Here is a 26,455-nt window from a genome sequence, read left to right as displayed (position 1 = left end):
AATCGCCGCCGGTTCACACGAGGTTCTTCCATGCACGATTCACACAGCGAGCGCATGAGTGGCAGCGAGACCCGCGCGGCAGGCGGTCTGGCCTTGGTGTTCGCGTTCCGGATGCTGGGCATGTTCATGGTGTTGCCGGTTCTGGCGACCTACGGCATGGACCTGGCAGGCGCGAGCCCGGCACTTATTGGCCTGGCCATCGGTGCTTACGGGCTGACACAGGCCGTGCTGCAAATACCGTTCGGCATGATTTCCGACCGAATTGGTCGGCGTCCGGTGATTTATTTCGGACTGATCGTTTTCGCCATCGGCAGTTTACTGGCCGCCGACGCGACTTCCATCTGGGGCGTGATCGCCGGCCGGGTGTTGCAGGGTGCCGGTGCCATCTCGGCTGCCGTCATGGCGTTGCTGTCAGATCTGACGCGTGAGCAGCATCGCACCAAGGCCATGGCGATGATCGGCATGACCATCGGTGTGTCATTCGCCGTAGCGATGGTGGTGGGCCCGATCATTACCGGCGCGTTTGGGCTGTCTGGTTTGTTCCTGGCAACGGGGGCGATGGCGTTGGTCGGCATCGTCATCACCGCGTTTGTAGTTCCCAAATCCACCGTCACCTTGCAGCATCGCGAATCAGGCCTCGCGAAGCAGGCGTTGCGCGCGACCCTGCGCCATCCCGACTTGCTGCGTCTGGATTTAGGTATCTTCGCGTTGCACGCCATGCTGATGTCCAGCTTCGTCGCGCTGCCGTTGGCACTGGTGGAAAAAGCCGGTTTGCCCAAGGAACAACACTGGTGGGTCTACCTGACTGCACTGGTGATCTCCTTTTTCGCAATGATCCCGTTCATCATTTACGGCGAGAAGAAGCGTCAAATGAAGCGCATTTTGCTAGGCGCCGTGACGACGCTGATGCTCACTGAGCTATTCTTCTGGGAGTTCGGGGATACGCTCAGGGCGCTGGTCATCGGGACGGTGGTGTTCTTCACCGCCTTCAATTTGCTGGAGGCGTCACTGCCGTCACTGATCAGCAAAGTGTCTCCGGCAGGCGGGAAGGGCACGGCGATGGGAATTTATTCCACCAGCCAGTTCTTGGGTTCGGCGGTTGGCGGCATCCTCGGCGGCTGGCTGTTTCAGCACGGGGGGTTGAGCGTTGTGTTCCTCGGCGGTGCGGGTCTGGCAGCGCTTTGGCTAGTGTTTGCTGTTACCATGCGCGAACCTCCATATGTCACAAGCCTACGCTTGCCGCTGTCGCCCGAGGCTCAACGCGACACAGGTCTGGCCGAGCGATTGCTGGCTGTACGTGGAGTAACAGATGCAGTAGTGGTGCTTGAAGAGGGCGCCATCTATATCAAATTTGACAAAGAACTGTTGGATCGGGCGTCTTTCGACGAATTGGTCAATCCAGCGTCGCAAACGTGTGAAGCCTAGGAGAAAGTTATGGCCCGTGGGGTTAACAAAGTCATATTGGTCGGTACTTGTGGCCAGGATCCCGAAGTTCGCTACATGCCAAACGGTAACGCCGTGACCAACCTGAGTCTGGCGACAAGCGAGCAGTGGACCGACAAGCAAACCGGTCAGAAAGTCGAAAAGACCGAATGGCACCGCGTATCGATGTTCGGCAAAGTCGCCGAAATCGCTGGTGAATACCTGCGCAAAGGCTCGCAGGTCTACATCGAAGGCAAGCTGCAAACCCGCGAGTGGGAAAAAGACGGTATCAAGCGCTACACCACTGAAATCGTCGTCGACATGCAGGGTACTATGCAACTGTTGGGCGGCCGTCCTCAGGGCGAAGGCGCTCCACAGGGTCAAGGCGGTGGTGGCGGTTATCAGCAGAACTCCGCGCCTCGTCCACAGCAGTCGCGCCCGCAGCAATCGGCGCCTCAGCAGTCGAACTCGCAGCCGCAACAGCCACAACGCGAATCCCGTCCAGCTCCGCAACAGTCGCCACAGCCGGCGCCTGATTTCGACAGCTTTGATGACGACATTCCGTTCTAGGATCCGACTAGATCGCTACGAACCGAATTGAAAAGCCCCCGGACAGTTCAAGCTGCCGGGGGCTTTTTGTATTGATATTCGGCTCGCGCGATTAAAGCCCCAGCTCCGACAACCCCGGGTGATCATCCGGGCGACGTCCCAGCGCCCAATGGAATTTGCGCTCAGACTCTTTGATCGGCATGTCGTTGATGCACGCGAAGCGGTTGACCATCAGGCCGTCTTCTGCGAACTCCCAGTTTTCGTTGCCGTAGGAGCGAAACCAGTTTCCCGAATCGTCGTGCCATTCGTAGGCATAGCGAACAGCGATGCGGTTATCGGTGAATGCCCACAGCTCTTTGATCAGCCGGTAGTCCAGCTCCTTCTTCCACTTGCGCGCGAGAAAAGCCTGAGCTTGGTCGCGATTGGTAACGAATTCGGCGCGATTACGCCATTTGGTGTCGACGGTGTAGGCCAGGGCGACCTTTTCCGGATCGCGACTGTTCCATCCGTCTTCGGCCAGACGAACCTTCTGAATGGCTGATTCTCGGGTGAAAGGGGGAAGTGGCGGGCGAGTTTGGGCATTGGACGACATGGCGGAGCCTCCAGGGTGTATTGAGTCAGCGGTGAGGTGATGCTTTCTATTCGGCGAGCACCTGCGGGGAAGCTCGTTCAAGCAGCAACTGCGCAACGTCCTTGGCGCTATCGGCGGCGCTGAAATCGCCCATGACGCGGGCGAGTGTGATCGCACCATCCATCAGAATCAGCAGTTGCTTAGCCAGCATTGCGGGTTGCTCAATCGCCAGTTGTTCACATAGCGACAGCGCGTAATCGAACAACTTCTGCTTATGCAGCTTCGCGATCAGGCGAATCGGATCATCGGCATCGCCGATTTCGCCTGCTGTATTAATGAACGCACAGCCGCGAAATTCTTCGGATTCAAACCAGCCTGTGAGCACGTCAAACATCCCCAGAACGCGGGCTTCGGGCGTCGCGGCTTTATTGGCCTCGCTGCTGAACCACGCCATCCAGCGTACGTCGCGCACATTTAAGGCCGCCGCTGCCACCTCGTCTTTGGTGGCGAAATAGCGGTAGATGCTCTTGCGTGCCACGCCGGAGGTTTTTACCAAAAGGTCCATGCCGGTCGCGTGGATGCCGTTTTGATAAATCAATTGCTCGGCCGTGGCGAGAATTTTGTCGCGGGTGTCTAGGGTTGTGTTCGTCATGGGTGGAAAGGTAGAACGATCGTTCTCCTCGGTCAAGCAGATTATTCAGACGCGCAGGATTCGTGCAGATATCTAGGAGCGCGCTTGCCCGCGAATCAGGTCTGTCAGTGCCAATTTCTGGCGCAGGTCAAACGCTTTCGCGAGCGCGCTCCTACGAAGCGTGATTCAGCGCACCTGATCGGTTTCAGGCAACGCGCGTTTCATGTCATCAGCGCTCGGAACCGCCCGGCTCAGAACCACTGGCACCGACTTGGCCGCAGGCACTTTGCTGCCTTCAGCGTGATGCCACAGCGGCACAAGCGGATTGCATTCTGGGTAGTAAGCCGCGCTGCAACCTTCGGGGATGTCGTACGCAATGATTTGCAACGGCCCTACCTGACGCTTGATTTCTGGTTCGATGGCCGTCGTGACATTGACCCAATCTCCCGCTTTGAAACCCAGCCGAACCACATCATTGCGGTTCATGAATATCACGCTGCGCGTCCCGCTCACCCCGCGAAAGCGATCCTCATAGCCGTAGATCGTCGTATTGAACTGATCGTTGCTCCGGATCGTCATCAACTGCAGCACGTTGCGTCGGTCGTGATCCGGGAACACATCAGGGTCGACGTCGAGAGATTTGGGCGTAATGAACTGCGCGCGGCCGCTTTCGGTTTTCCATTCGCGTTTGGCGGCGGGCAAGGGCCGATGAAAGCCACCGGGCTCCCACATGCGAGTTTCCATATCGTGAAAAATCTCCGGATAAACCTGAGCGATGCCCTGGCGGATCAGCGCGTAATCGCTGCGCCACGCCTCCCAGTCGATCCGCTCCACGCCAGATAAAGTCGCTTGAGCCAAGCCGGCGAGAATCGCCGTCTCAGAGCGCGCCTCGGCACTGATGGGCTCGCTTTGCCCGCGCCAGCCATGAACGCATCCCGTGCTGTCTTCCGTACTGTAAACCTGCTCGATACCGTTTTGCAGGTCCCGTTCGATATGGCCCAGGCAGGGAAGTAGCCAAGCGTTTTTCCCGGTCACCAGGTGAGTGCGATTGAGCTTGGTCGCGATCTGAACATTGAGCTGCAAATCTGCCCATGCCGGTTCCATGCGCGATGTATCCGGTATGGCCCTTAGAAAATTCCCACCCAAACCGATGAAGCCTCGCACGCTGCCATCGAGAATGCCTTCGCAGACTTCCACGGTATTGCGGCCCTTCTTCTCCGGCACATGAAACCCGTAAAGGGCGTGGATCTTATCCACAGGCACTTTTTTCGGGTCTTCAGTGATCCCGACCGTGCGTTGTCCCTGGACGTTCGAGTGCCCACGCACCGGACAAATCCCAGCGCCCAGTTTGCCAATGTTGCCGCGCAGCAAAAGCAGGTTGACCAACATCTGCACGCTTTGAACACCCAAACGGTGTTGGGTGATGCCCATCCCGTAAACCAGCATCACGCGATCATGCTGAGCGTAAACGGTCGCAGCTGCTTCCAGCGCGCTGCGGCTCAATCCTGCCGTGAGCTCGATCGATTCCCACGACGTACCCATGACCGCTGTCAGGAAGCCGGAAAAGCCCTCTGTGTGTTCAGCGATGAATGTCTGGTCGATAATCGCCGGCTCGCCTTTGACCAGCGCCGCCCTGTCCATTTCAAACAACGCCTTAGCGATGCCCATGACGGCCGCTGTGTCGCCGCCGATTGCCAACTGATGATATTGAGTGCTGATGATCGTCGAATCCGGCCCGAGCATTTCCACTGGCGATTGCGGATTGACGAAGCGCTCAAGGCCGCGCTCGCGGATCGGATTGAACGTGATAATCGGCACATTGCGCTTCCGGGCTTCCTGAAGCGGATGCAGCATGCGCGGGCTATTGCTGCCCACGTTTTGCCCGAAAAACAGAATGCAGTCGGTGTGCTCGAAATCGTCCAGCGTGACAGTGCCCACCGGTACGCCGATGCTGGCCTGCAGGCCGACCGATGTGCTTTCGTGACACATGTTCGAACTGTCCGGCAAATTATTGGTGCCATAGGCCCGTGCAAACAGCTGGTACATGAACGATGTTTCCAGCGATGCGCGACCTGAGGCGTAAAACGCCACGCTGTCGGGTTCAAGCGCTCGAAGCTGCGCGCCGATGTCATGCCAGGCTTCGGTCCAGGTGGTCTCGCGGTAATGATCGGTAGCGGGGTCGTAGCGCAATGGATGGGTCAGACGACCGTGCTGTTCAAGGTCGTAGTCGGACCACTGCAACAGCTCGCTTACCGAGTACTTCTCAAAGAACGCCGGGCTGGTCTTCAGCGACGTCAGCTCCCAGGCCGTGGCCTTGGCGCCGTTTTCGCAGAACTCCAGGTGATGGGGCTTGCCCGGCTTGGCCCAGGCGCAACTCACGCAAGCGAAGCCGCCATGTTTGTTCTGTTTCACCAGCGGTAGCGCCGAGCGCGTCAGGGTTTGCTCGCGCCAGAGGATCTCCATCACCGATTTGGCCGAACCCCAACCACCGGAGGCCGACGTGTAGGGACGAAAATGAGCCTTAGGAAAAATGAGTGTCATGAGCATCGGTCTCGGGAGCGCGGGCGCCCGGAACAGGCCCGCTTAAAGCTGTGACGAAGCGGCTGGTCAAAGGTTCGTTACATTTTATTTCGGTTCAGTGAGTAAATATTACCGGGCCGATCTCAGCCAAAAACCGAACTTGCTGGATGAAAACCGATCAGTTTCTGTGGGTTTTATCCCTGTTCCCTGTCATCCACCATCCTGCGAGTGAGGAGTGATCAGCGTTTTGTCGAACTTCAAAACCGCCATGTTGCTGTGCATCGTTTTTTTCATCGGCAGTTTCAATTTACAGGCCGCCGATGCTCCCGCCGCCGCAGCGCCCGCTTCCACGCCGGCCGCCGCATCCGCCGATCCTGCCCCTGCCGCTGAACCTGAAAAGCCTGAGATCCTGCTTCAGGGAGGATTGCTCGGCGCCATCAGCTCCAGCATCGATGACGTCCAGGACAAGCTCAATCTCGACGACGATCTGTTCGACTCTTGGCGCTTGCGGGCTGACCGTGCGGCGGACGAGCTGGACAAGCTGGTCAACAAGCCGTCTCCGCGTAGCAAATTGAGCGTCGCAGGCGACTTCGCGATTTTGTCCGCAGCCTGGATCAGTGCCTTTGCGCTGTTGCACCTGTTGGGCAAATTCATCGTCGCCAGGGTCAGCCGGCACCGTTATCTGCTCAAGCGCGAGCGGGTTCGAGGCGTGTTGGGTTACCTGGTCCCGTTCACGATTCCAGCGATGATCAGCCTGCCGCTCACGCTCTACGTCAGCCACTTCCTGCAATTGTCGGCCGGACGCGCGCTGGCACTGTGCCTGGCGTACTCCACCAGCAGCGGTATCTTTTCCACCTCGATTATTTTGAGCGTGATTGTGCTGTTCAACAGCGGTCACAAACGTCCGGCTGTGCGTTTGATCCGGCGCCTTAGCCCAAAACAATTGTTTGTCGTGGGCTTTCTCGCGGCACTCAGCGACGCCCTGACCAGCCCGCAAATTGCCCGGCAAATCGGCAGCAACGTCACCACCAGCATCGCGGTATTCACCGGGCTATTTGCTTCGGCGGTGTTTTGCATGCTGATACTTCGAGTGCGGCGCCCCGTTGCGCACCTGATTCGCAACCGTCCTTTGGCCAGTCGCATGGCGCGGCCTGCGCTACAAGAGACGCTGAAGATTTTCTCCAGCCTTTGGCACTGGCCGATTCTGCTGATGATTCTGGTGTCGGCGGTCAACCTGATCGGCGCTGGCGAAGACAGCCAGAAGGCCCTGCGTTGCGCGTTACTGACCACCGTTTTGCTGATCTCGACGGTGTTTCTCAGCACGCTGTTCCAGCACATGTTCAAGCCCACCGACGCGCGGGTCGAGCATGCTTACAAGGAGCGGCTGTTGAGTTTGCTGCACGCGTTGATGCGCATCGGCCTGGCCATCGGCTTCATCGAACCGCTGGGTCGGATCTGGGGCTTTTCACTGTTCGAATTTGCCCAGCGTAATGCCTTGGGAAAAGTGATCAGCGACTCACTGAGCAGTATTGGTTTGATCTTTCTGGTGACGTGGCTGCTGTGGGTAGTGATGGACACTGCGATTCAGGAAGCCCTGAAACCTCCGGTCAACAGTCGTTCATCCCGGCAACCGAGCACTCGAGTCAAAACCATCCTCCCGCTGTTGCGTAACGCGATCAAAATCGTACTGGTGGTGATTTGTGCGATTACTACCATGGCCAACCTGGGTATCAACGTCGCCCCGCTACTGGCCGGTGCCGGTGTGGTCGGTCTGGCGATTGGTTTCGGTTCGCAGCAATTGGTTCAGGATGTGATCACGGGCTTGTTCATTATCATCGAGGACACCATTTCGATTGGCGACTGGGTGGTGCTCGATTCCGGCCACGCAGGTACGGTCGAGAGCCTGACCATTCGCACGCTGCGTTTGCGCGACGGCAAGGGCTTCGTGCATTCGGTGCCGTTCGGGCAGATCAAAGCGGTCACCAACCAGTCTCGTCAGTTTGCATACGCGTTCTTCTCGTTCCAGTTCACTTACGACTCGGACGTTGACTCGGCGACTTCGTTGATTCGTGAAGCGGGGCAGTCGATCAGCGACGATTTGCTGCTCAAGGGCAAGCTGCAAGGGCCGCTGGAAGTGTTCGGGCTGGATCGGATGGACATGAACGGGATCGTGATTACCGCGCAGTTCCGCACTTCATCCGGTGGGCAATATGCGGTGAGTCGCGCGTTCAATGACCGGCTCAAGCGGCTTGTGGATAAGTCCAGCGATGTGCGCTTTGCGCAAACTTATCCACAAGTGGTGATGAGCCCGCACAATGGGTCTGTGCCGCAGATACAGGAAGAGGGCGCCGACCGACAACCTGCACCGGGCAAGGCGACCCTGGTCAACAAGGACGGCTCCGAAACCCCGGTATGAAAGCTTCTGCCGCAGGCGTTGGAGCGTGGCTTGCCCGCGAAGCTGCCCATGCGGAGCGTCAGGCAAACGGAGGCGGTAGCTTCGCGGGCAAGCCTCGCTCCAACAGGGCTAGCATGGCTCTCGGACTTAGCATCACCGCAACAACCGATCCCTGACCTGCGCGGTCGCCAACGCATCAAGTTCCAGCCAATACATCGGCTTGCCCGCAATCACTGCCGCCGCCGCAATCCCGTCCCGATACACCAATCGATTGCCCCCTAACGCTGGCACTTTCGCACCCGGTAACAGCGTCCCGACCAGATTGAGTGGGTCAGTGCCGCTAATGCTGATCACGCTGCCGTCCAGCGGTCGCTTGCGAATCTCGCGCAGCAATGGAATTGCCTCTGGCAAAGCGAATTGCTCGCCCGCCAGACCGCTGATGAAGCGTCCGCCACGAATCTCCCCGCGCGCTTCAAGCCGATGAAACGTCCTCAGCAACTCGCGCCAACTTGGCAGCCAGTCGGCCTCGCGCTCCAGCACCCGCCAGAACACCACGCCGTAGCGACGCAGCAATGTCATGGCGATATGTTCCAGTGTCGCTGGGTCGGTGGGCGGCGTACGTTTCGAATCAGCTACGGCTGGCGCCGAACCCCGACGCAACAGCGCCCAGCGTCCGGCATCGTCCATGCCGCCGATGAACGCCCCGCGATTACGCCGACTGGTGTGCGCCGAGCGCTTGCTGGCGGGCGTAATCAGGGCGCGTAAGCCAGCGAAACTGTCGGCGTTGACCAGCCCGGCGCCGACCAACTCCTGCAGCGCATTCTCCAGTTCCGTACGCAGCAAATGGGCCTCGGACGTCAACTCATCGAAAAACATCGCCCCGTGCAAGGTCAGCGTTTCGTGAACCTTCTGCGCGCGCAACGACAATTCGGTGGGCGCGGATTGCTCGGTCAGCCCGCTCCACACACTCACTTGTGAGCGCGGCAGCAACACAATCGGCGTACTGCGCAGTGCAGCGGCGCCGACTTTGTTGCGTGCAGCCAAACGCATCCACACCACTTTGCCCGACCGGCAAATGTCATCGAGCCAGCTTTGCGAATAGTCCTTCAAACGCGCGGGCAAAATATCGCTGTCCCATGAACCCGCAGCGGCGGAAAAACCTTCCAACTGATCGAGCACTTCCGGCAGCGCGGCCTTGCCCTGGCTTTGCGTCGCGCTGGACAAATGCTGCCAATCGAACAGAAAACGCATGAAGTCCTGCAACGACACCGGCTCGATTTCCCGGCGCAGACGCTTGACCGTGTAGCGATGAATGCGTGACAGCAAATGCCGCTCGCACCATTGATCATCGCTGGCGCCGAGGCTGAAACGGCCTCGCAGCACGTAGCCTTCGGCCTCCAGGTTTGCCAGCGCCTGAGCGATCTGGTTGTCAGCCATTGCCAACGGTTCGGCTATGGCTGACAGCGTCAAGGGTCCGAAGCCGCTCATGCGTGCGCGAACAATCTCGACGCCAGCGTCTTCTTCATCCCAAGCGTCGTTGAAGCCCGCGAGTGCGGCCAGCGGTGGGTGCATTTCTGCCGTTGGATAAAGTGCTTGAAGGCATGTCAGGCGTTCCAGTGGAATCCACATCCCGTGCTCGGGATCGACCTGCAATCGGGTTGCACGACCGGCTGTGGCCAGGGTTTCCAGCCACTTCATCCAGTTAGGCTGTGCGCGAGCCTCTGCGCCGCTGATACAACCCAGCGTCATCAGCGCTTCGTGCATTTCGTCCGGGTTTTGCGGCTGCGGCCAGGCTTCCTCGCCAACTGCGCTGATAGCGTCGGCATCCAGCGCGCCCAGATCGTCCGAAGATTGCGGATCACTCCAGCGCCGATTCAATACCGCTTGGGTTCGGCGTTCTTCCAGTGGCGCGTCATCAAGGAACGCATAGGGCCGGGCGCTGAGTATTTCTGCCGCCAACGGCGAAGGTGCTGGCAGGTCGCGACTGATAAGCCGCACTTCGCCCCTTTCCATGCGCCGCAGCAATGCGAGCCAGCCTTCGGCGTCCATCGCTTCGTGAAGGCAATCGTCCAGAGTTTGCTCCACCAGCGGATGCTCGGGTACTTCGCGCTCACCCACCAGGTTTTCGAGACAGGCGATCTGATCGGGGAACACCGTGGCGATGAGGTCTTCGCTCTTCATGCGCTGTAATTGCGGCGCGACCTTGCGCCCGCCGGTATAACGCGGCAGCGCCAGCGCAACCCCAGCGTTCCAGCGCCAACGCACGCCAAATAGCGGGGCTTCAAGCACGGCTTGAATCAGTAAATGCTCGGCAGTATTGGAATTCAGATAACGCCACACTTCATCCAGCGTGAAGCTGTGGCTGGTGGACAGCGACAAGACGATGGCGTCTTCACTGGCGGCGGCTTGCAGCTCGAAATTGAAGGTGCGGCAGAAACGCTTGCGCAGCGCCAGGCCCCAGGCGCGATTGATGCGACTGCCAAACGGCGTGTGAATCACCAATTGCGTACCGCCTGATTCGTCGAAAAAACGCTCCATCACCAGTGTGTTTTGTGAGGGCAGGGCGCCCAGCACCGAGTGAGCACGCGCCAGATATTCGACAATCTGATCGGCGCTGGCGTAATCCAGACCGAGGGTGTCCATCAGCCATTCCATGCACCGCGACAATTCGCCGGGGTGGGCGGTGAGCAACTCGTCCAGATGTTCTTGCAGGCGCGCGACGGCGAACGACAATTCAGCGCTGCGCCCCGGAGCTTCGCCGAGCCAGAACGGAATATTCGGCGGCATGCCTTGGGCGTCCTCGACCCGCACGCGACCGGCCTCGATGCGCAGGATGCGGTAGGACGTATTGCCCAGCTGAAAGATGTCACCAGCCAGACTTTCAACGGCAAAGTCTTCGTTGACCGTGCCGATGTTCAGCGCCTGAGGTTCGAGCATTACGCTGTAGTCGGCGTTGTCCGGAATCGTCCCGCCGCTGGTGACGGCTGTCAGCTTGCTGCCGCGACGCCCGCGCAAGGTTCGGGTGATTGCGTCGCGGTGCAGATAAGCGCTGCGCACGCCTTGGCGTCCGGTATAACCCTCGGCCAGCATGCGCAGCAGCGCCTGATAATGTTCTTCATTGACGTTGGCGTAAGGCGAGGCTTGCCGAAACATGTCCAGCAGCGCCCGCTCTTCCCATTCCTGACAACTGACCTCGGCGATGATCTGTTGCGCCAGCACGTCCAGCGGCGCGGTGGGGATCAGCAGCGTGTCCAGTTCGCCCCGGCGCACGCAGTCGAGCAATGCGGTGCATTCAATTAGATCATCGCGGGACGTCGCGAACAGACGGCCTTTGGGCGTGCCGCCTACCTGATGCCCCGAGCGACCGACGCGCTGCAGAAACGAGGCAATCGAACGTGGCGAGCCGATCTGGCAGACCAGATCCACATCACCGATATCAATGCCCAATTCCAGCGACGCGGTGGCGATCAGCACCTGCAAGTCGCCACGCTTGAGCCGCTGTTCGGCGTCCAGTCGTTGCTCTTTGGCCAGGCTGCCGTGATGCGCCGCCACGGCCTGTTTTCCAAGGCGTTCGCTCAGGTGGCGGGCCATGCGTTCAGCCATGCGCCGGGTGTTGACGAAGATCAGGGTGGTGCGGTGTTTACGGGCGAGGTCGGCGAGGCGGTCGTAGACCAGTTCCCACACGTCATTGGCCATGATCGCGGTCAGCGCCACTGGCGGGACTTCGATTGCCAGATCCCGAGGGCGAGCGTGGCCGATGTCGACAATAGCGCAGGGGCGTTTCACCGGATCGCTGCCGACCAGAAAACGCGATACGCGCTCAATGGGTTTTTGCGTTGCGGAAAGGCCGATGCGTAACAACGGCGTGCTGCATAGCGCCTGCAAACGCTCCAGGCTCAAAGCCAGATGACTTCCGCGTTTGCTGGCGGCGATGGCGTGGATTTCATCGACGATGACCGTCTCGGTACTCGACAACATGCGCCGGCCTGAGTCAGAGCCCAGCAGCACGTAAAGCGATTCCGGAGTGGTGACCAGAATGTGCGGCGCAGTTTTGCGCATTGAGGTGCGGTCTTTCTGCGGCGTATCCCCGGTGCGCACGGCGGTGCTGATGCGCAGTTCCGGCAGCCCCAGACGCGACAGATGATCGGTGATACCCGTGAGCGGATTTTGCAGGTTGATCTGGATGTCGTTGGACAGCGCCTTGAGCGGAGAAACGTAGACCACGAATGTCTGATCCGGCAGTTCGCCGCCCAGCTCCAGGCCCTTGTGAACCAGATCATCGATCACGGCAAGAAACGCCGTCAGAGTCTTGCCTGAGCCGGTGGGCGCTGCGATCAGTGTTGACCGGCGCTGCTTGATCAACGGCCACGCCTGGGCCTGAGCGGGCGTAACCGCCGGGAAAGTACTGCCAAACCAGGCGCTGACAGCAGGGTGAAAATCGCTGAGCACCGGGGCAAGCGTCTGGGGTAGGTTCATGTCCGGATTTATGAGGGCGCCGTGCTGCAGATGCAAGCGCCGGTGATCGGCGGGGCGAGCAGCAAACCTGTGGGAGCGGGCCTGTCCGCGAAGAGGTCAGTACATTCAACACAGCTTTATCGCCTGAGTGACTGCCTTCGCGGACAGGTCCGCTCCCACAGGATTATCGCAACGGCCGTTGGTGAAGGCGTTCGCTGGGCAGCCGGTGACTGTTGGGAGAAAACACATGACGTGTTATGTTTGCGGGCGGTTTTCACCCGTTTTTTCAACTGATTCCTGAGACTGAGCCAACTGACTTTATGCGAATGCGCCTTATGCTGTTGGGCGGTGGGAATGCCCTTGGGCAGGCGTTGATTCGTCTGGGTGCCGAGGAGGACATTGGCTTCCTCGCACCGCGTCCACCGCAAGACGGTTGGGATGCGGCCAGCCTGACGCAACTGCTCGACGACACCCGCCCGGATGCCTTGATCAATCTGGCTTACTACTTCGACTGGTTCCAGGCGCAGAGTGTGAGCGCAGAGCGTCTTGCCAATCAGGAACGCTCCGTCGAGCGCCTGTCGGAACTGTGCCAGCACCACAACATCGTCCTTGTGCAGCCTTCGAGCTATCGCGTGTTCGATGGCTCGCGTGCCACGGCCTACAGCGAAAAAGACGAACCCGTGCCTCTGGGCTCCAGAGGCCAGGCGTTATGGCGTATCGAGCAAAGCGTGCGCGCGACCTGTCCGCAGCATGTGCTGCTGCGTTTTGGCTGGTTGCTCGATGACAGCGTCGATGGCGTGCTTGGTCGGTTGCTGACTCAAGCGCAATCCCCCGTTGAGCTGCTATTGGCGGACGATCGCCGCGGCAACCCGACGCCTGTGGACGATGCAGCGCGGGTAATCATCTCCGTGCTCAAGCAACTCGACTGCGCTGCGCCGCTGTGGGGCACTTATCACTACGCCGGTCACGAGGCGACCACGCCGCTCGCGCTAGGCCAGGCGATACTCACCGAAGCCCGGCTGATGCATCCGCTGGCCATCGAGGCGCCAACCGCGCAGGCTCACGCCGCACGTCCTGATGCCGCCGAAGAGCCGCAGAACGCCGTACTGGCCTGCAAGAAAATCCTTCACACTTTTGGCATCAAGCCGCGCGCCTGGCGTGCCGGCCTGCCAGGCTTACTGGATCGTTATTACCGCCATGTCTGATGCACCCGTCTTGATCACCGGCGGTGCCGGTTTCATTGGTTCGCACCTGGTCGACGCTTTGCTCACCAAGGGCTACGCGGTTCGAGTTTTCGACGACCTCTCCACTGGCAAGCGCAGCAATCTGCCGCTGGACAATCCTCGCGTCGAGTTGATTGAAGGCGATGTCGCCGACGCCGACAGCGTTGCCCGTGCGGCGCAGGGCTGCCAGTCGGTCTTGCATTTGGCGGCTGTTGCCTCGGTTCAGGCGTCGGTGGACGACCCGGTCAAAACCCATCAAAGCAACTTCATCGGCACGCTGAACGTGTGCGAAGCCATGCGGCGAGCAGGGATCAAGCGGGTCATCTTTGCCTCGAGTGCGGCTATTTACGGCAACAACGGCGAAGGCGATTCAATCAGCGAAGACACGCCCAAAGCGCCGCTTACGCCCTACGCTTCAGACAAACTGGCTGGCGAGTACTACCTGGATTTCTACCGGCGTCAGCATGGCCTGGAGCCTGTGGTGTTCCGGTTTTTCAATATTTTCGGACCACGCCAAGACCCGTCCTCGCCCTATTCCGGGGTGATCAGCATCTTTGCCGAGCGCGCCGAAAAAGGCCTGCCGATCAGCGTGTTCGGCGATGGCGAACAGACGCGGGACTTCTTCTATGTGGGCGATCTGGCCGGGATTCTGGTTCAAGCGCTGGAGCAGTCAGTTGTGCAGGAGGGCGCGATCAATGTCGGCTTGAACGCCACGACTTCGCTCAATGAACTGTTGGCGGCGCTGGCGGAAGTGGTGGGGGATTTGCCTGCGATCACTCACCTGCCGAAACGTTCGGGGGATATCCGCCATTCGCGTGCGGATAATCAGCGGTTGGTCGAGCGATTCGACATGCCCGAGCCGACGCCATTGAGTGTTGGGTTGGCGAAGTTGCTGGGGCGCTAAACCCAAGGGCGCGGCGCCTACGTGCACCCATCTTCGCCGAGACATCTTTATCGCAATAACGACCCTTCGCGGACAGGTCCGCTCCCACATGGAAACCGATTTCAACTGTGGGAGCGGACCTGTCCGCGAATGCGGCCTACCAGCCGCTAAAAATCTAGAACTTGTACCCAATCCCCACCATATAAACCCACGGGTCCACATCGACACTGACCTTGGTCCGCCCGACGCTCAGTGCTGACGGCCCGTCCATGGTCGCTTCGGTGTCGATGTCCACATACCAGACCGAGGCGTTGACCATCATCCGGTCGGTCAGCATGTAGTCCATCCCCACTTGCCCAGCCCAACCCCACGAGTTCTTCAGATTCAGATTGCTGAAGCCTTCGTTCTTGCGCGTGCTGCTCAAATCCTCGTCGTAAAACCAGGTGTAGTTCACGCCCATGCCTACATACGGCTGAAACTTCGATGCAGATTCCATCGGGTAGTACTGCAACGAAAGGGTTGGCGGCAGCTGTTTGATGTCCGCCAGCTTGCCGTCCAGGCCTGCGCCGAGCCCTTTGACGGCGACGGTGTGCTGGAACGGCGTGGCGGCCAGCAATTCAAGGCCGACGTGATCGGTGAGCATGTAGGCGAAGGTCAGACCCAATTGCGTGTCGCTGTCCAGCGTGGCTTTGGTGCCCGCGACCTTCGCGCCATCGAGTTTGAGGTTGCCGCTGTCTTCGTTCGGCGCCGTGGTGGCTGCGCCTGCGCGAACGATGATGTCCCCGGCCTGGTGAGCGTTGGCAGCGAATGGGCAAAGGGCTAGCGCGAGCAGGGAGGCGCTGAGCAGTGAGGTGTTCATGGGGGCTCCATAAGGGCATCAGAAAAGGATGTCTGATGTTACGGAGGCCCTGGGCTGCCGGTTTTGACCCAGCTCAATGAAATGTTCCTGTAGGAGCGAATTTATTCGCGAGGCGGCGGCACGGCCATACAAATTCGTCGTCTGTTCCATTGCCTCGCGAATAAATTCGCTCCTACAGAGTCATTGATCCTGTAGTTCGTAAATTAGAATCTTGTCAGCTTCCATCTGATACCCCGCATCGGCCAGGTCCGTGGTCGAGGATTTGACCTGCATCGGCCCTTCGATCCAGTACGGCTGGTACAGCTCATCGACCTTGACGCCTAGCTCGCTGGTGACGTGGACGATCTGGTTCGGCGGCGGCGGGGGAACGTGAATACAGGCACCGAAATACGGCACCAGCAAGAAATCCGTCACGCGGCCTTCTTCGCTGACTTCCAGCGGCACGATGTAACCCGGCAGGCGGACGGTCTGGCCGTTCAGGGACTTGACCACCGGCGCGTGAGGCGCCAATTGATGCGCGGCGGGCGCGGACTCCATCGACAACGTGTCCGCCATCTTCGATAGATCGTGCATGGGCGCGGTGATTAGCTTCACAGGTGGGGCGTCGGCGGGGATCATTTCCTGCCACGTCAGCACACGAATCTGATCGGCCCACGCCGGCGCAGCGATCCCAATCGATACCATCAGCGACCCGACCAACCACAGCCAACGCATCATCCACTTCCTCATAAACGGATCGACAAACCATCGGCCAGGGACTGCCGATAAGCGCGCCATGCCGGGACGATGCCCATCAACACGGCAGCGCCGAGAATACCGCCGAGCAACGTCCATTCATACTCGCTGGGCAACGACAACGGCAGGAACAAACCGTAATTGGCCTGCACATAACCCTGCGCCGCCGCGATGCCGATATACAGCAGCACTGTGCCGCTGATGACGCCGGCCAGCGCCAAGGCAAACGCCTCAAGGACCAGCAGACTGGCGATGTGCCAAGGCCGCGCGCCCACCGAACGCAGAATCGCCATCTCCCGACGACGCTCGTTGAGGCTGGTGAGGATCGCCGTCAGCATGCCGATCAGCCCGGTCAGCACCACAAACAGCGAAATCACGAACAGCGCTTTTTCCGCCGTACCCATCAAACTCCACAGCTCTTGCAGCGCCACGCCCGGCAAGATTGCGAGCATCGGTTCGCCGCGGAATTCATTGATCTCGCGCTGCACGGCGAAGGTCGCGATTTTACTGTTCAGGCCCAGCATGAACGCGGTGATCGCCGTGGGCGTCAGGTCCATGTTGCGCGCTTGATCGGCGCTGATCCTTCCTGCGCCCTGGGCCGGAACGCCGTTATGCCAATCGATGTGAATCGCCTCCATGCCGCCGAGGCTGATGTGCAGCGTGCGGTCCACTGGCGTGCCGGTGCGCTTCAAAATACCGACCACGGTGAACGGCTTGTCGTCGTGCTTGACCAGACTGATCGCCGCTACGCCATGGGCCAGCACCAGTTTGTCGCCCAGCTTGTACTTCAGCGCATCGGCCACTTCGGCGCCGAGCACCACTTCAAACGGGTCAGTGGCAAACGCCCGACCTTCGGCCAGCTCCAGGCTCTGGTGCCTGCCGAACTGATAATGCTCGAAATAGGATTCGTTGGTGCCCATCACCCGGTAGCCGCGATGGGAATCGCCCAGGGAAATAGGGATCGCCCACTTCACCTGCTTGCTCTGCGCGAAATGCTCGAAACTGTCCCAGCGGATGTTGTTGGTGGCGTTGCCGATGCGGAACACCGAATACAGCAGCAGGTTCACCGAGCCGGAACGGGCGCCGACGATCAAATCAGTGCCACTGATGGTGCTGGCGAAACTGGCCCGTGCTTCCGTGCGTACGCGCTCTACGGCCAACAGCAGGCAGACCGACAGTGCGATGGCGAAGGCCGTGAGAAAGGCGGTGAAGCGGCGGTTGGCAAGGCTGGCCATCGCCAGACGAAAAAGATACATCTCAGACCTCGGGGGCGACAGCGGCGCGATTGAGTTCGGACAACGACAGGTTTCGGTCGAACAGCGGCGCCAGGCTTTGATCGTGGCTGACGAACAACAGGCTGGCCCCGGCGTCGCGGCATTCGGCGAACAGCAAGCGGATGAACGCTTCGCGGGCGTCGGCGTCCAGCGCAGAAGTGGGCTCGTCGGCGATCACCAATTCAGGCTGACCGATCAAGGCCCGTGCGGCGGCAACGCGCTGTTGCTGGCCGATAGAGAGTGAATCGGCGCGTCTGCTGAGGATTTCCGCGTCTTTCAGGCCCAGGTGGCCGAGCAGCGTGGCGGCGGCTTGATCGACGCTGCCGTGGCGCTGCGTCGCCCGCTGCGTGCGCAGTTTGGAGAAGTGACACGGCAACTCGACGTTCTCGCGCACCGACAGAAACGGCAGCAGGTTGAAATGCTGGAAGATGTAACCGGTGTGATCGACGCGAAAACGGTCGCGAGCGCCGGCTGACATTTGCTTGAGCTCTTGCCCCAACAACCGGATGCTCCCGCGATCGGGTGTCTGCACGCCGCCGAGCAAACCGAGCAGCGTGGTTTTGCCGCTGCCGCTGGGGCCTTTGAGGAACAGCGTTTCCCCGGGCTCCAGACGGAACGCCGGGATATCCAGCAACGGCGGGTGCCCGGGCCAGCTGAAACCGAGATCGGACAGTTCGATGAGTGCTTGAGTCATGGCCTGCGTCATGTCGAAAAATATAACGAGCGGGCGCGCCGGTCGTATTAGGGGCAAGCGTTTTAGAACTTGATCACCGGATTGCTGGCCCGCACTTCGGCGCCGAGTTGGCGCTTGGCGGTGATCAATTGCACCTGAACTTTCTGGGTGGCGGGGAAGGTCTTGAAGATCTGCGTCAGGTCCAGCTGGGTCAGCACTGAGGGCACGTTACAGGTGAACCGGTAGTTGCCGTGGATTTCGCTGTGCTCATGGTCGTGATCATCGCCATGTTCGTCGGCATCGCCGTCTTCATCCTTGTCGCCGAACAGCGGGCTGGTCAGTTTCTGCGAAATCACCGAGCACTGCGCGGCCTCTGGCACGCTGAAAAGGCCGTGGGGCTTGAGAAGCGCCGCACGGGCGTCAGCGAGTTTGGCTTTGTCGGCGTCGGTGCTGGCGGCGTGCTCGAAACCGACGATGTTCATGGCGGGGGTGTTGAAGTCGAATTCCAGCGTCGTGCCTTCTTGCGCTACGTCTAGCCGGGCAACCCCGTGTTCGTGAGCGCCGAGGCTGGCGTGCTCATGATCGTCGGCAGCGTGGGCGATGGCGAGGGGTAACACAGCGAAAGGAAGGGCGAGCAGCAGACGACGCATGGGCGGGGCTCCGGGGTAGGGTGTGGATGTTGTTATGTGATCTTATAACAATACGGCTTGGTGGTTTCTAACTTTTTGCGCTGATCCTGAAGGAGCCAACTTGTTAGCCAGAGATTGAATCGATGTATCAGGCGCCCTGCCTCGCGAATAAATTCGCTCCTACAGGGGGCCGCGTGCAGCCTGACAACAGCTGTGGGACCATGCTGCCAGCCAAATCAAAGGAATCGAACCATGCTACGTATCCGTGGAACCATCGGCGATCTGCCGGTGGATTTGACCCTTGAGCTGGACGAGGGTGATTGGGCGCAGTTGGGCGCGCAGCTTCAGGCGGCGAAACCGGCGGCTGAAGAGGTGAAACCAGCACCGATGCGCCAGGACGACAAGATCTGGGAGATAGCCCAAGAGTTGCTGCAAAAGGCCGGGCAAATCACCGGGCCGGATTTGCTGGAGCAGCTGGAAGGACTGACCGGCAGCTCAGCGGCAGGCAAGCGCCTGCTGGTTCGGCTGCGGCATAACCCGAACGTGAAGGTCGAGAGCGGCGCGGACACGCCGGTTTATTGCTGGGTGGGGTGATGCGCGGAGTTTGGATGTTATGTGGGAGTGGACCTGTCCGCGAAGGCAATTCATCAGGCGCAATAAATGCGGCGGATGTACCGACCTCTTCGCGGACAGGTCCGCTCCCACAGGCTCCTCAAGATCAATACAACGCAGCAAACAGCTTGCGGCGGTAGGTGGTCACCAGAGGATGGTCATTGCCCAGCAGATCGAACACCTGCAACAACGTCTTATGCGGCAGACCTTCGTTGTAATTGCGATTGCGGATAAACAGCCTGAGTAACCCTTCCAGCGCTGCGTCGTACTGCTGGCGCGACAGTTGATGCATTGCCAACTGATGAGCCGCTTCATCGTCCTGCGGGTTTTGCGCCAGACGCGTCTTTAAATCGGCGGCGTCGGGCAGGGCGGCGGCTTGGGCGAGGAAGGTCAATTGCGCCTTTGCGCCAGCGAGTGATGCTTTGTGATCGTCGCTTTTCACAGCGTCGAGCACAGCGCCCGCTTCAGTCAATTCGCCACGTTCGGCCAGGCAGCGAGCGTACAAAATCAGCGCCGCTGCATTGGTGTTGTCTTCTGCCAGCAGGGTTTTCAGAATGGCTTCGGCATCGGCAAAACGGCTTTCGGCGAACAACGACTGAGCGGTTTCCAGCGGATCGGCCTCGCTGTCGATGGGCTCGGGCATCTGCACATGAGGTTCGAGCAGGGTGCGGATTTGCGACTCAGGCTGAGCGCCGGCGAAACCGTCCACCGGCTGACCATCCTTGAACAGCACCACGGTCGGCAGGCTGCGAATGCCGAAGCGCGCGACGATATCTTCGTTAGCGTCGCAGTCGACCTTGGCCAGCAGAAATTCGCCTTGGTAGTCCTCGGCAATCTTTTGCAGCAGCGGCATCAGCACCTTGCACGGCGCGCACCATTCGGCCCAGAAATCCACCAGCACGGGTTTGTGAAACGAGTTCTCGATGACCAACTGATCAAAGTCAGCAACGGTCGCGTCGAAGATGTAGGGAGTGGCCTGGCTCATCGGTAATCTCGGGGAATCGTGAATGGGGCAACTATAAAGCGCTGAGGTGATTGTCGGAAGCATTCGGGCACTTCGCCCACGAACAGGTTGCATCTTCCATCCTGTCGGAGCGAATTTATTCGCGATGGGATGTCCCAGGCGCCGAAAGTCTGTCGGATGTACTGCCGCCTCGCGAATGAATTCGCTCCTACAGGGTATTGCTGTCCGTCCCGCAGCGTTTTGCGTGATACAGACTCACCCTGCGAAACTCCCATGGCTCGGCCAGATCCGGCAGCGTCAATGCCTCAAGAATGCCCAGCCGTTCATACAGCGGATGCTGAAAATCCCTCACCCGGGAATCAGCGACCAGCGCCTCCCGACCACGACTCAAAAAGGCATCCAACAGCGGCAGATTCGCTCGGTCGTAGAGCACATCGGCGACCAGAATCAAATCAAAGCGATCGGCCTCGGCAAAAAAATCGTCCGAAAACCCAAGCGCCACGTCATTCAGCGCAGCGTTGGCCCGACAGGCCTCAAGCGCCAACGGATCCAGATCACACGCCACGACTTCCAGCGCGCCAGCTTTCATCGCCGCAATCCCTGCCACCCCGGAACCGGCGCCGAAATCCAGCACGCGCTTGCCTGCGACCCAGCGCGGTTGCTCAGCCATAAACCGCGCAACGGCCAAGCCGCTGGCCCAGCAAAACGCCCAGTAGGGTGGGTCCTCAAGGATGCGCCGGGTTTCATCAGGGCTGAACGCGCGATCCATGTTCTGCGCATCGATTAACCACAACTTCAAATCGGTGTCGGGCAATGACTCGGCCACTAACCGGGCATCGCCGAGCAATTCGCTCAGCGCTGCCTGGAGTTGAAGCGGTGGACTCATGGCGCAGTGACGAACTGCAACTGGCCCAGGGCTTGAGTCTCTGGCGTCTGGATCAGCACCGACGGCAAATGCAGAATCAACTGACCGGACTGGCTGGCGCGGCCACGCAATTCGACCCGAGCGCCCACCGGAAAGGCTTCAGGGTTAAAGCGCAACTGGAAGGGCAACGACTTGCTGTTGCCAATCAGTTTGGTGCTCGACAGCAGCTTCTGTGGGCGATTACGGTCATCGATCACCAAGAGTGCCATTTCGACTTCTGCGCCCGCAGGCACGCCAAGCAGTTGGCCGCTCAGCTCGCGCTGATAAGGTAGCAACGGCCCCGGGCCTTCCGGCAATTTGAGCGGGGCGGTTTTGTTGGCGGTGGGCGCCGGGGCAGGGGTCGGTGGTTCAGTGCTGCTACACGCGGCCAGCAGGCCGGCAAAGCTGAATACGGCGAGCAATCGTAGCGTCATGAACAACTCCGGGAGAAACCAATACGAGGGGCGGCGGGGCGTGATGTCACGCAGTATCGCCGACGGCGGCCGCTTTAGCATCGCCTGATGGGCGTCTATATACCGCAAACCCCGAGACTTGTCTTGCCAGCGGGATGCGCTACCATGGCCCTCCCTTTTATTGTTGCCTGCCACCATGCACTGTCCCTTTTGCGGTGCCAACGACACCAAAGTCATAGATTCACGCCTTGTTGCGGAGGGCGATCAAGTCCGCCGTCGCCGCGAATGCGTTGCTTGCGGCGAGCGTTTTACGACGTTCGAGACCGCTGAACTGGTACTTCCACGGCTGATCAAGCAAGACGGCAGCCGCCAACCGTTCGATGAAGACAAGCTGCGTGCCGGCATGCAGCGAGCGCTGGAAAAGCGCCCGGTCAGCGTCGAGCGCCTTGAAGCCGCCATCGCCCACATCAAAAGCAAGCTGCGCGCCACTGGCGAACGCGAGGTCAAGTCATTGATCGTCGGCGAACTGGTAATGGGCGAGCTGCAAAAACTCGATGAAGTGGCCTACATCCGCTTTGCTTCTGTTTATCGGCGGTTCCAGGACCTCAATGAGTTTCGTGAAGAAATCGACCGACTGGCGCGAGAGCCGGCTAAAGAGTGAGCATGTCTTCGACTGAGCAAGCAGCACTGGACGCCTTTTACATGGCCCGCGCGCTGGAATTGGCGCGCAAAGGCGTTTACTCCACGCACCCCAATCCACGGGTCGGTTGCGTCATCGTGCGCGACGGAGCGATTGTCGGCGAAGGCTGGCATGTGCGCGCCGGTGAGCCCCACGCCGAAGTCCACGCCCTGCGCCATGCCGGCGAAAAAGCTCGCGGCGCCACCGCTTACGTCACCCTCGAACCCTGCAGCCACCACGGGCGCACCCCGCCGTGCGCCGATGCGCTGCTCGAAGCAGGCGTTTCTCGTGTCGTGGCCGCCATGCAAGACCCCAATCCTGATGTCGGTGGACGCGGCTTGCTGCGTCTGATGAATGCCGGGGTCAACGTGCAAAGCGGCGTGCTGCAAAGCGAAGCGCGGGCGATCAACAAAGGGTTTCTCAAGCGCATGGAGCACGGCTTGCCGTATGTGCGCGTGAAAATGGCGATGAGTCTGGACGGTCGCACGGCCATGGCCAGCGGCGAAAGCAAATGGATCACCGGCCCCGAAGCGCGCTCGGCGGTGCAGCGTCTGCGCGCGCAATCGAGCGTGGTGCTGACGGGCGCCGATACGGTGCTGTCCGACGATGCACGCCTGACTGTTCGCTCCGATGAATTGGGTCTGAATGCCGAACTGACCGCGCTGGCCGTCACTCGTCCGCCGTTGCGCGTACTGATCGATGGCCGTTTGCGCGTGCCGCTCGATGCGCCGTTCTTCAAGGCCGGTAGCGCCTTGGTGGTGACCTGCGCTGCAGCGTCGGCTCGCGAGCGTTATCACGCCGAAGGCCACGACATGCTGGCGCTGCCAAGCAGTGGCGGGCACGTGGATTTGCGCAAACTGTTAGTCGAGCTGGCGGCACGGGGCGTCAATGACGTGCTGGTCGAAGCCGGGCCAAAGCTTGCCGGTGCGTTTACGCGGTTGGGCCTGGTGGATGAATTCCAGATATTTGTCGCTGGCAAGTTCATGGGCTCAAGTGCGCGACCATTGCTGGATTTGCCCTTAGCGCAAATGAACGAAGCCCTTGAGCTACAAATCGTCGAAATGCGCGCCATCGGAAATGATTGGCGCGTGATCGCAATACCCACGTCGCACCCCGGCGTATAATTTCCGGCCATTGCTCATCGCTGGCCTTGTTCTCCTGGAGGACCCATGTTTACCGGCATTATCGAATCCATCGGCAGCATCCGCGCCCTGACTCCTAAAGGCGGCGATGTCCGCGTTTATGTCGAGACCGGCAAACTTGATCTTTCCGACGTCAAACTGGGCGACAGCATCGCCGTCAACGGCGTTTGCCTGACAGCGGTCGAGCTGCCCGGCGATGGTTTCTGGGCTGACGTCAGCCGTGAAACGCTGGACGTCACTGCATTCATCGACCTCAAGGCCGGCAGCCGGGTCAATCTGGAAAAAGCCCTGACGCCGACTACTCGTTTGGGCGGCCATCTGGTCAGTGGCCATGTCGACGGCGTCGGCGAAGTCATCTCCCGCGAAGAAAACGCCCGCGCGATTCAATTCCGCATGCGCGCGCCCCGTGAGCTGGCCAAGTACATTTCCCACAAGGGTTCGATTACCGTCGACGGCACCAGCCTGACGGTCAACGCGGTCAATGGCGCCGAATTCGAACTGACCATCGTCCCGCACACGCTGTCCGAAACCATCATGGGCGACTACCGTCCGGGCCGTAAGATCAACCTCGAAGTCGACCTGCTGGCGCGTTATCTCGAGCGTTTGCTGCTGGGGGACAAGGCCGCTGACCCGACGCCAGCCCAGGGCGGCAGCATCACCGAAGGTTTTCTTGCCGCCAACGGCTACCTCAAATCCTGATTAAGGGGGTGCCGCGTGGCGCTCAATAGCATCGAAGAACTGGTTGAAGACATTCGCCAAGGCAAGATGGTCATCCTCATGGATGACGAAGATCGCGAAAACGAAGGCGATCTGATCATGGCCTCCGAGTGCGTCAAGGCCGAGCACATCAACTTCATGGCGCGTTATGCCCGTGGCCTGATCTGCATGCCCATGACTCGCGAGCGCTGCGAAACCCTGAAGCTGCCGCTGATGGCTCCACGCAATGGCTCGGGCTTCGGCACCAAGTTCACCGTTTCCATCGAAGCTGCCGAAGGCGTGACCACCGGCATTTCCGCCGCTGACCGTGCGCGCACCGTCCAGGCTGCCGCTGCAAAAGATGCCCGCGCCGACGATATCGTCAGCCCCGGCCATATCTTCCCGTTGATGGCGCAGGCGGGCGGCACCTTGTCCCGCGCAGGCCACACTGAAGCGGCCTGCGATCTGGCGCGAATGGCCGGTTTCGAGCCATCGGGCGTGATCTGCGAAGTGATGAACGACGACGGCACCATGTCCCGTCGCACAGAACTCGAAGCATTTGCCGCTGAACACAACATCAAGATCGGCACCATCGCCGACCTGATTCATTACCGCATGATCCACGAACGTACCGTTCAGCGGATTGCCGAGCAGCCGATGGACAGCGAACTGGGCCAGTTCAATCTGGTGACCTACCGCGATTCGGTCGAAGGCGACGTGCACCTGGCGCTGACGCTGGGCAAGATTTGCGCCGAGGAACCGACCCTGGTCCGCGTTCATAACATGGACCCACTGCGCGACCTGTTGATGGTCAAGCAGCCCGGCCGCTGGAGCCTACGCGCCGCCATGAGCGCGGTTGCAGAAGCGGGCAGCGGTGTGGTTTTGCTACTCGGTCATCCGCTCGATGGTGACGTGCTGCTGGCGCATATTCGCGACACGGCTGAGAACACCACGCCTAAATCGCCGACCACTTACAGCACCGTCGGTGCCGGTTCGCAGATCCTTCGTGACCTGGGCGTACGCAAAATGCGCCTGATGAGTTCGCCAATGAAGTTCAATGCGATATCCGGTTTCGATCTGGAAGTTGTAGAATACGTGCCCTCCGAATAAAGACCGGCAGCGAATACGTGCGAAACCCCCTTGTTGAACACGTTTGTGCTGCCGTTTCTGTTTCGTGGCCTAAAATCCCTGGAAGCGCGCATCTGATGCGCGCTTGCTTGCTCTTTAATACGAGAATACGAGACTCAGCCGAATGACCCTGAAGACCATCGAAGGTACCTTCATCGCCCCACAAGGCCGCTATGCCCTGGTGGTTGGCCGCTTCAACAGCTTCGTCGTGGAAAGCCTGGTGAGCGGTGCCGTTGATGCCCTGGTTCGCCATGGCGTGAGCGAAGACGACATCACCATCATCCGCGCGCCGGGTGCTTTCGAAATTCCCCTGGTCGTGCAGAAGGTCGCTCAACGTAGCGAATTCGCCGCGATCATCGCCCTGGGCGCTGTCATTCGTGGCGGTACTCCGCACTTTGAATACGTTGCTGGCGAGTGCGTCAAAGGCCTGTCCCAGGTCTCCATGGAGTTCGGTGTGCCAGTCGCCTTTGGCGTCCTCACCGTTGATTCCATCGAGCAAGCCATCGAACGTTCCGGCACCAAAGCCGGTAACAAAGGTGCCGAAGCCGCGCTGTCTGCCGTTGAGATGGTCAGCCTGTTGGCGCAGTTGGAGGCCAAGTGATTAACGACGAAAGCGACCAGTTCAACCCGCGCGATGCCAAGTCGCCCGAGGCTGCCAAAAATCGTAGCGCCAAGCGCCGCGAAGCCCGCCAGCTGGCGATGCAGGCTCTGTATCAGTGGCACATGGCAGGCCACTCGCTGAACGAAATCGAAGCGCAGTTCCGCGTCGACAACGACTTCAAAGACGTTGACGGCGTGTATTTTCACGAGCTGCTGCATGGCGTTGCCACTAACAAGACCGAGATCGATACCGCGCTCGCGCCTTGCCTGGACATCACCATCGAAGAACTCGACCCGGTTGAACTGGCCGTTCTGCGCCTGTCCACCTATGAGCTGCTCAAGCGCATCGACGTGCCGTATCGCGTGGTCATCAACGAAGGCATTGAGCTGGCGAAAGTCTACGGTTCGACCGACGGCCACAAGTTCGTCAACGGCGTGCTCGACAAGCTGGCTCCGCGTCTGCGCGAAGTCGAAGTGAAGGCTCACAAGCGCTAAGGG

The 26,455-nt window shown here is 59.9% G+C and carries 23 protein-coding genes and 1 pseudogene; 12 read left to right on the top strand and 12 right to left on the bottom strand.

Annotated features, from left to right (window positions below):
* The first annotated feature begins 30 nt into the window (after window positions 1-30).
* Both ACWKWM_RS24220 and ACWKWM_RS24215 read left to right on the top strand, forming a co-directional pair.
* Entirely contained in the window at window positions 31-1,425 is a 1,395-nt protein-coding gene (locus tag ACWKWM_RS24220) for an MFS transporter (protein WP_483848571.1), read from the top strand.
* Between the two features lie 9 nt (window positions 1,426-1,434).
* Window positions 1,435-1,992 (top strand): single-stranded DNA-binding protein, encoded by a 558-nt coding sequence (locus tag ACWKWM_RS24215; protein ID WP_483848570.1) that lies wholly within the window; start codon window positions 1,435-1,437, stop codon window positions 1,990-1,992.
* Between the two features lie 91 nt (window positions 1,993-2,083).
* Here ACWKWM_RS24215 and ACWKWM_RS24210 read toward each other — a convergent pair whose 3' ends face one another.
* From ACWKWM_RS24210 to ACWKWM_RS24200, 3 genes are all read right to left on the bottom strand, one after another.
* Window positions 2,084-2,563 carry a nuclear transport factor 2 family protein gene (locus ACWKWM_RS24210; RefSeq protein ID WP_483848569.1) on the bottom strand — a complete coding sequence of 160 codons (480 nt, stop codon included), beginning with the start codon at window positions 2,561-2,563 and terminating at the stop codon, window positions 2,084-2,086.
* 46 nt (window positions 2,564-2,609) lie between these two features.
* On the bottom strand, window positions 2,610-3,194 hold the full coding sequence (locus tag ACWKWM_RS24205; RefSeq protein WP_483848583.1) for a TetR/AcrR family transcriptional regulator: 585 nt from the start codon (window positions 3,192-3,194) through the stop codon (window positions 2,610-2,612).
* Window positions 3,195-3,359: 165 nt separating this feature from the next.
* Window positions 3,360-5,714, bottom strand: a complete 2,355-nt coding sequence (locus ACWKWM_RS24200; protein ID WP_483848568.1) for an FdhF/YdeP family oxidoreductase — start codon at window positions 5,712-5,714, stop codon at window positions 3,360-3,362.
* A 247-nt stretch (window positions 5,715-5,961) separates the two neighbouring features.
* Here ACWKWM_RS24200 and ACWKWM_RS24195 point away from each other — a divergent pair, with 247 nt between their 5' ends.
* Entirely contained in the window at window positions 5,962-8,109 is a 2,148-nt protein-coding gene (locus tag ACWKWM_RS24195) for a mechanosensitive ion channel family protein (protein WP_483848582.1), read from the top strand.
* Window positions 8,110-8,241: 132 nt separating this feature from the next.
* Here the strand turns inward: ACWKWM_RS24195 and ACWKWM_RS24190 are convergent, their stop codons facing one another.
* Window positions 8,242-12,564, bottom strand: coding sequence for a DEAD/DEAH box helicase (locus ACWKWM_RS24190; protein ID WP_483848567.1), 4,323 nt, complete (start codon window positions 12,562-12,564; stop codon window positions 8,242-8,244).
* 299 nt (window positions 12,565-12,863) lie between these two features.
* Between ACWKWM_RS24190 and ACWKWM_RS24185 the strand changes: the two genes are divergently transcribed.
* Together ACWKWM_RS24185 and ACWKWM_RS24180 are read left to right on the top strand one after the other, a co-directional pair.
* Window positions 12,864-13,748 carry a sugar nucleotide-binding protein gene (locus tag ACWKWM_RS24185; protein ID WP_483848566.1) on the top strand — a complete coding sequence of 295 codons (885 nt, stop codon included), beginning with the start codon at window positions 12,864-12,866 and terminating at the stop codon, window positions 13,746-13,748.
* Entirely contained in the window at window positions 13,741-14,670 is a 930-nt protein-coding gene (locus ACWKWM_RS24180) for an NAD-dependent epimerase/dehydratase family protein (protein ID WP_483848565.1), read from the top strand. Before ACWKWM_RS24185 ends, ACWKWM_RS24180 begins: the two co-directional genes overlap by 8 nt.
* Window positions 14,671-14,824: 154 nt before the next feature.
* Here the strand turns inward: ACWKWM_RS24180 and ACWKWM_RS24175 are convergent, their stop codons facing one another.
* The 5 genes and pseudogenes from ACWKWM_RS24175 to ACWKWM_RS24155 all read right to left on the bottom strand — a co-directional run bounded on the left by ACWKWM_RS24175 (window position 14,825) and on the right by ACWKWM_RS24155 (window position 18,840).
* Window positions 14,825-15,508, bottom strand: a complete 684-nt coding sequence (locus tag ACWKWM_RS24175) for an OmpW/AlkL family protein (RefSeq protein ID WP_483848564.1) — start codon at window positions 15,506-15,508, stop codon at window positions 14,825-14,827.
* A gap of 180 nt (window positions 15,509-15,688) precedes the next feature.
* On the bottom strand, window positions 15,689-16,192 hold the full coding sequence (locus ACWKWM_RS24170) for a DUF3299 domain-containing protein (RefSeq protein WP_483848581.1): 504 nt from the start codon (window positions 16,190-16,192) through the stop codon (window positions 15,689-15,691).
* Between the two features lie 41 nt (window positions 16,193-16,233).
* Window positions 16,234-17,499 (bottom strand): ABC transporter permease, encoded by a 1,266-nt coding sequence (locus ACWKWM_RS24165; RefSeq protein WP_483848563.1) that lies wholly within the window; start codon window positions 17,497-17,499, stop codon window positions 16,234-16,236.
* A 2-nt stretch (window positions 17,500-17,501) separates the two neighbouring features.
* Window positions 17,502-18,211, bottom strand: a pseudogene (locus tag ACWKWM_RS24160) (ABC transporter ATP-binding protein); the annotation flags it as partial.
* A gap of 62 nt (window positions 18,212-18,273) precedes the next feature.
* Window positions 18,274-18,840 carry a DUF2796 domain-containing protein gene (locus tag ACWKWM_RS24155; RefSeq protein WP_483848562.1) on the bottom strand — a complete coding sequence of 189 codons (567 nt, stop codon included), beginning with the start codon at window positions 18,838-18,840 and terminating at the stop codon, window positions 18,274-18,276.
* A gap of 231 nt (window positions 18,841-19,071) precedes the next feature.
* Between ACWKWM_RS24155 and ACWKWM_RS24150 the strand changes: the two genes are divergently transcribed.
* Window positions 19,072-19,413 (top strand): hypothetical protein, encoded by a 342-nt coding sequence (locus ACWKWM_RS24150; protein ID WP_483848561.1) that lies wholly within the window; start codon window positions 19,072-19,074, stop codon window positions 19,411-19,413.
* Window positions 19,414-19,537: 124 nt separating this feature from the next.
* On the opposite strand, the gene trxA is transcribed toward ACWKWM_RS24150, so the two are convergent.
* The 3 genes from trxA to ACWKWM_RS24135 all read right to left on the bottom strand — a co-directional run bounded on the left by trxA (window position 19,538) and on the right by ACWKWM_RS24135 (window position 21,733).
* Entirely contained in the window at window positions 19,538-20,416 is an 879-nt protein-coding gene (gene trxA, locus ACWKWM_RS24145; protein WP_483848560.1) for a thioredoxin, read from the bottom strand.
* 187 nt (window positions 20,417-20,603) lie between these two features.
* Entirely contained in the window at window positions 20,604-21,281 is a 678-nt protein-coding gene (locus ACWKWM_RS24140) for a class I SAM-dependent methyltransferase (RefSeq protein ID WP_483848559.1), read from the bottom strand.
* On the bottom strand, window positions 21,278-21,733 hold the full coding sequence (locus tag ACWKWM_RS24135; protein WP_483848558.1) for a hypothetical protein: 456 nt from the start codon (window positions 21,731-21,733) through the stop codon (window positions 21,278-21,280). Before ACWKWM_RS24135 ends, ACWKWM_RS24140 begins: the two co-directional genes overlap by 4 nt.
* A 175-nt stretch (window positions 21,734-21,908) precedes the next feature.
* Between ACWKWM_RS24135 and nrdR the strand changes: the two genes are divergently transcribed.
* From nrdR to nusB, 6 genes are all read left to right on the top strand, one after another.
* Window positions 21,909-22,373, top strand: coding sequence for a transcriptional regulator NrdR (gene nrdR / locus ACWKWM_RS24130; protein WP_483848557.1), 465 nt, complete (start codon window positions 21,909-21,911; stop codon window positions 22,371-22,373).
* A gap of 2 nt (window positions 22,374-22,375) precedes the next feature.
* Window positions 22,376-23,515, top strand: coding sequence for a bifunctional diaminohydroxyphosphoribosylaminopyrimidine deaminase/5-amino-6-(5-phosphoribosylamino)uracil reductase RibD (gene ribD / locus ACWKWM_RS24125; RefSeq protein ID WP_483848556.1), 1,140 nt, complete (start codon window positions 22,376-22,378; stop codon window positions 23,513-23,515).
* A 45-nt stretch (window positions 23,516-23,560) separates the two neighbouring features.
* Window positions 23,561-24,232 carry a riboflavin synthase gene (locus ACWKWM_RS24120; protein ID WP_483848555.1) on the top strand — a complete coding sequence of 224 codons (672 nt, stop codon included), beginning with the start codon at window positions 23,561-23,563 and terminating at the stop codon, window positions 24,230-24,232.
* Between the two features lie 15 nt (window positions 24,233-24,247).
* Entirely contained in the window at window positions 24,248-25,339 is a 1,092-nt protein-coding gene (ribBA, locus tag ACWKWM_RS24115) for a bifunctional 3,4-dihydroxy-2-butanone-4-phosphate synthase/GTP cyclohydrolase II (RefSeq protein ID WP_483848554.1), read from the top strand.
* Between the two features lie 142 nt (window positions 25,340-25,481).
* Window positions 25,482-25,958 (top strand): 6,7-dimethyl-8-ribityllumazine synthase, encoded by a 477-nt coding sequence (ribH, locus tag ACWKWM_RS24110; protein ID WP_349800744.1) that lies wholly within the window; start codon window positions 25,482-25,484, stop codon window positions 25,956-25,958.
* A complete protein-coding gene (gene nusB, locus ACWKWM_RS24105; RefSeq protein WP_268798180.1) occupies window positions 25,955-26,452 on the top strand; it encodes a transcription antitermination factor NusB in 498 nt (165 codons plus the stop codon). The genes ribH and nusB overlap by 4 nt, the downstream gene beginning before the upstream one ends.
* Window positions 26,453-26,455: the final 3 nt, after the last annotated feature.

It is taken from the genome of Pseudomonas rosaeacicularis (genome assembly GCF_057128745.1).
This window is presented reverse-complemented; position numbering and strand designations above follow the sequence as displayed.

Excerpts from the sequence above, each read along its gene's own strand:
- ACWKWM_RS24195 (WP_483848582.1), top strand. The coding sequence starts at position 5,962 with ATGTTGCTGTGCATCGTTTTTTTCATCGGCAGTTTCAATTTACAGGCC.
- ACWKWM_RS24180 (WP_483848565.1), top strand. The coding sequence starts at position 13,741 with ATGTCTGATGCACCCGTCTTGATCACCGGCGGTGCCGGTTTCATTGGT.
- ACWKWM_RS24150 (WP_483848561.1), top strand. The coding sequence starts at position 19,072 with ATGCTACGTATCCGTGGAACCATCGGCGATCTGCCGGTGGATTTGACC.
- trxA (WP_483848560.1), bottom strand. The coding sequence starts at position 20,416 with ATGAGCCAGGCCACTCCCTACATCTTCGACGCGACCGTTGCTGACTTT.
- ACWKWM_RS24120 (WP_483848555.1), top strand. The coding sequence starts at position 23,561 with ATGTTTACCGGCATTATCGAATCCATCGGCAGCATCCGCGCCCTGACT.
- ribH (WP_349800744.1), top strand. The coding sequence starts at position 25,482 with ATGACCCTGAAGACCATCGAAGGTACCTTCATCGCCCCACAAGGCCGC.
- ACWKWM_RS24205 (WP_483848583.1), bottom strand. The coding sequence starts at position 3,194 with ATGACGAACACAACCCTAGACACCCGCGACAAAATTCTCGCCACGGCC.
- ACWKWM_RS24185 (WP_483848566.1), top strand. The coding sequence starts at position 12,864 with ATGCGAATGCGCCTTATGCTGTTGGGCGGTGGGAATGCCCTTGGGCAG.
- ribD (WP_483848556.1), top strand. The coding sequence starts at position 22,376 with ATGTCTTCGACTGAGCAAGCAGCACTGGACGCCTTTTACATGGCCCGC.
- ACWKWM_RS24200 (WP_483848568.1), bottom strand. The coding sequence starts at position 5,714 with ATGACACTCATTTTTCCTAAGGCTCATTTTCGTCCCTACACGTCGGCC.
- ACWKWM_RS24175 (WP_483848564.1), bottom strand. The coding sequence starts at position 15,508 with ATGAACACCTCACTGCTCAGCGCCTCCCTGCTCGCGCTAGCCCTTTGC.
- ACWKWM_RS24140 (WP_483848559.1), bottom strand. The coding sequence starts at position 21,281 with ATGAGTCCACCGCTTCAACTCCAGGCAGCGCTGAGCGAATTGCTCGGC.
- nrdR (WP_483848557.1), top strand. The coding sequence starts at position 21,909 with ATGCACTGTCCCTTTTGCGGTGCCAACGACACCAAAGTCATAGATTCA.
- ACWKWM_RS24215 (WP_483848570.1), top strand. The coding sequence starts at position 1,435 with ATGGCCCGTGGGGTTAACAAAGTCATATTGGTCGGTACTTGTGGCCAG.
- ACWKWM_RS24210 (WP_483848569.1), bottom strand. The coding sequence starts at position 2,563 with ATGTCGTCCAATGCCCAAACTCGCCCGCCACTTCCCCCTTTCACCCGA.
- ACWKWM_RS24190 (WP_483848567.1), bottom strand. The coding sequence starts at position 12,564 with ATGAACCTACCCCAGACGCTTGCCCCGGTGCTCAGCGATTTTCACCCT.
- ACWKWM_RS24170 (WP_483848581.1), bottom strand. The coding sequence starts at position 16,192 with ATGGTATCGATTGGGATCGCTGCGCCGGCGTGGGCCGATCAGATTCGT.
- ACWKWM_RS24220 (WP_483848571.1), top strand. The coding sequence starts at position 31 with ATGCACGATTCACACAGCGAGCGCATGAGTGGCAGCGAGACCCGCGCG.
- ACWKWM_RS24135 (WP_483848558.1), bottom strand. The coding sequence starts at position 21,733 with ATGACGCTACGATTGCTCGCCGTATTCAGCTTTGCCGGCCTGCTGGCC.
- ACWKWM_RS24155 (WP_483848562.1), bottom strand. The coding sequence starts at position 18,840 with ATGCGTCGTCTGCTGCTCGCCCTTCCTTTCGCTGTGTTACCCCTCGCC.
- ACWKWM_RS24165 (WP_483848563.1), bottom strand. The coding sequence starts at position 17,499 with ATGTATCTTTTTCGTCTGGCGATGGCCAGCCTTGCCAACCGCCGCTTC.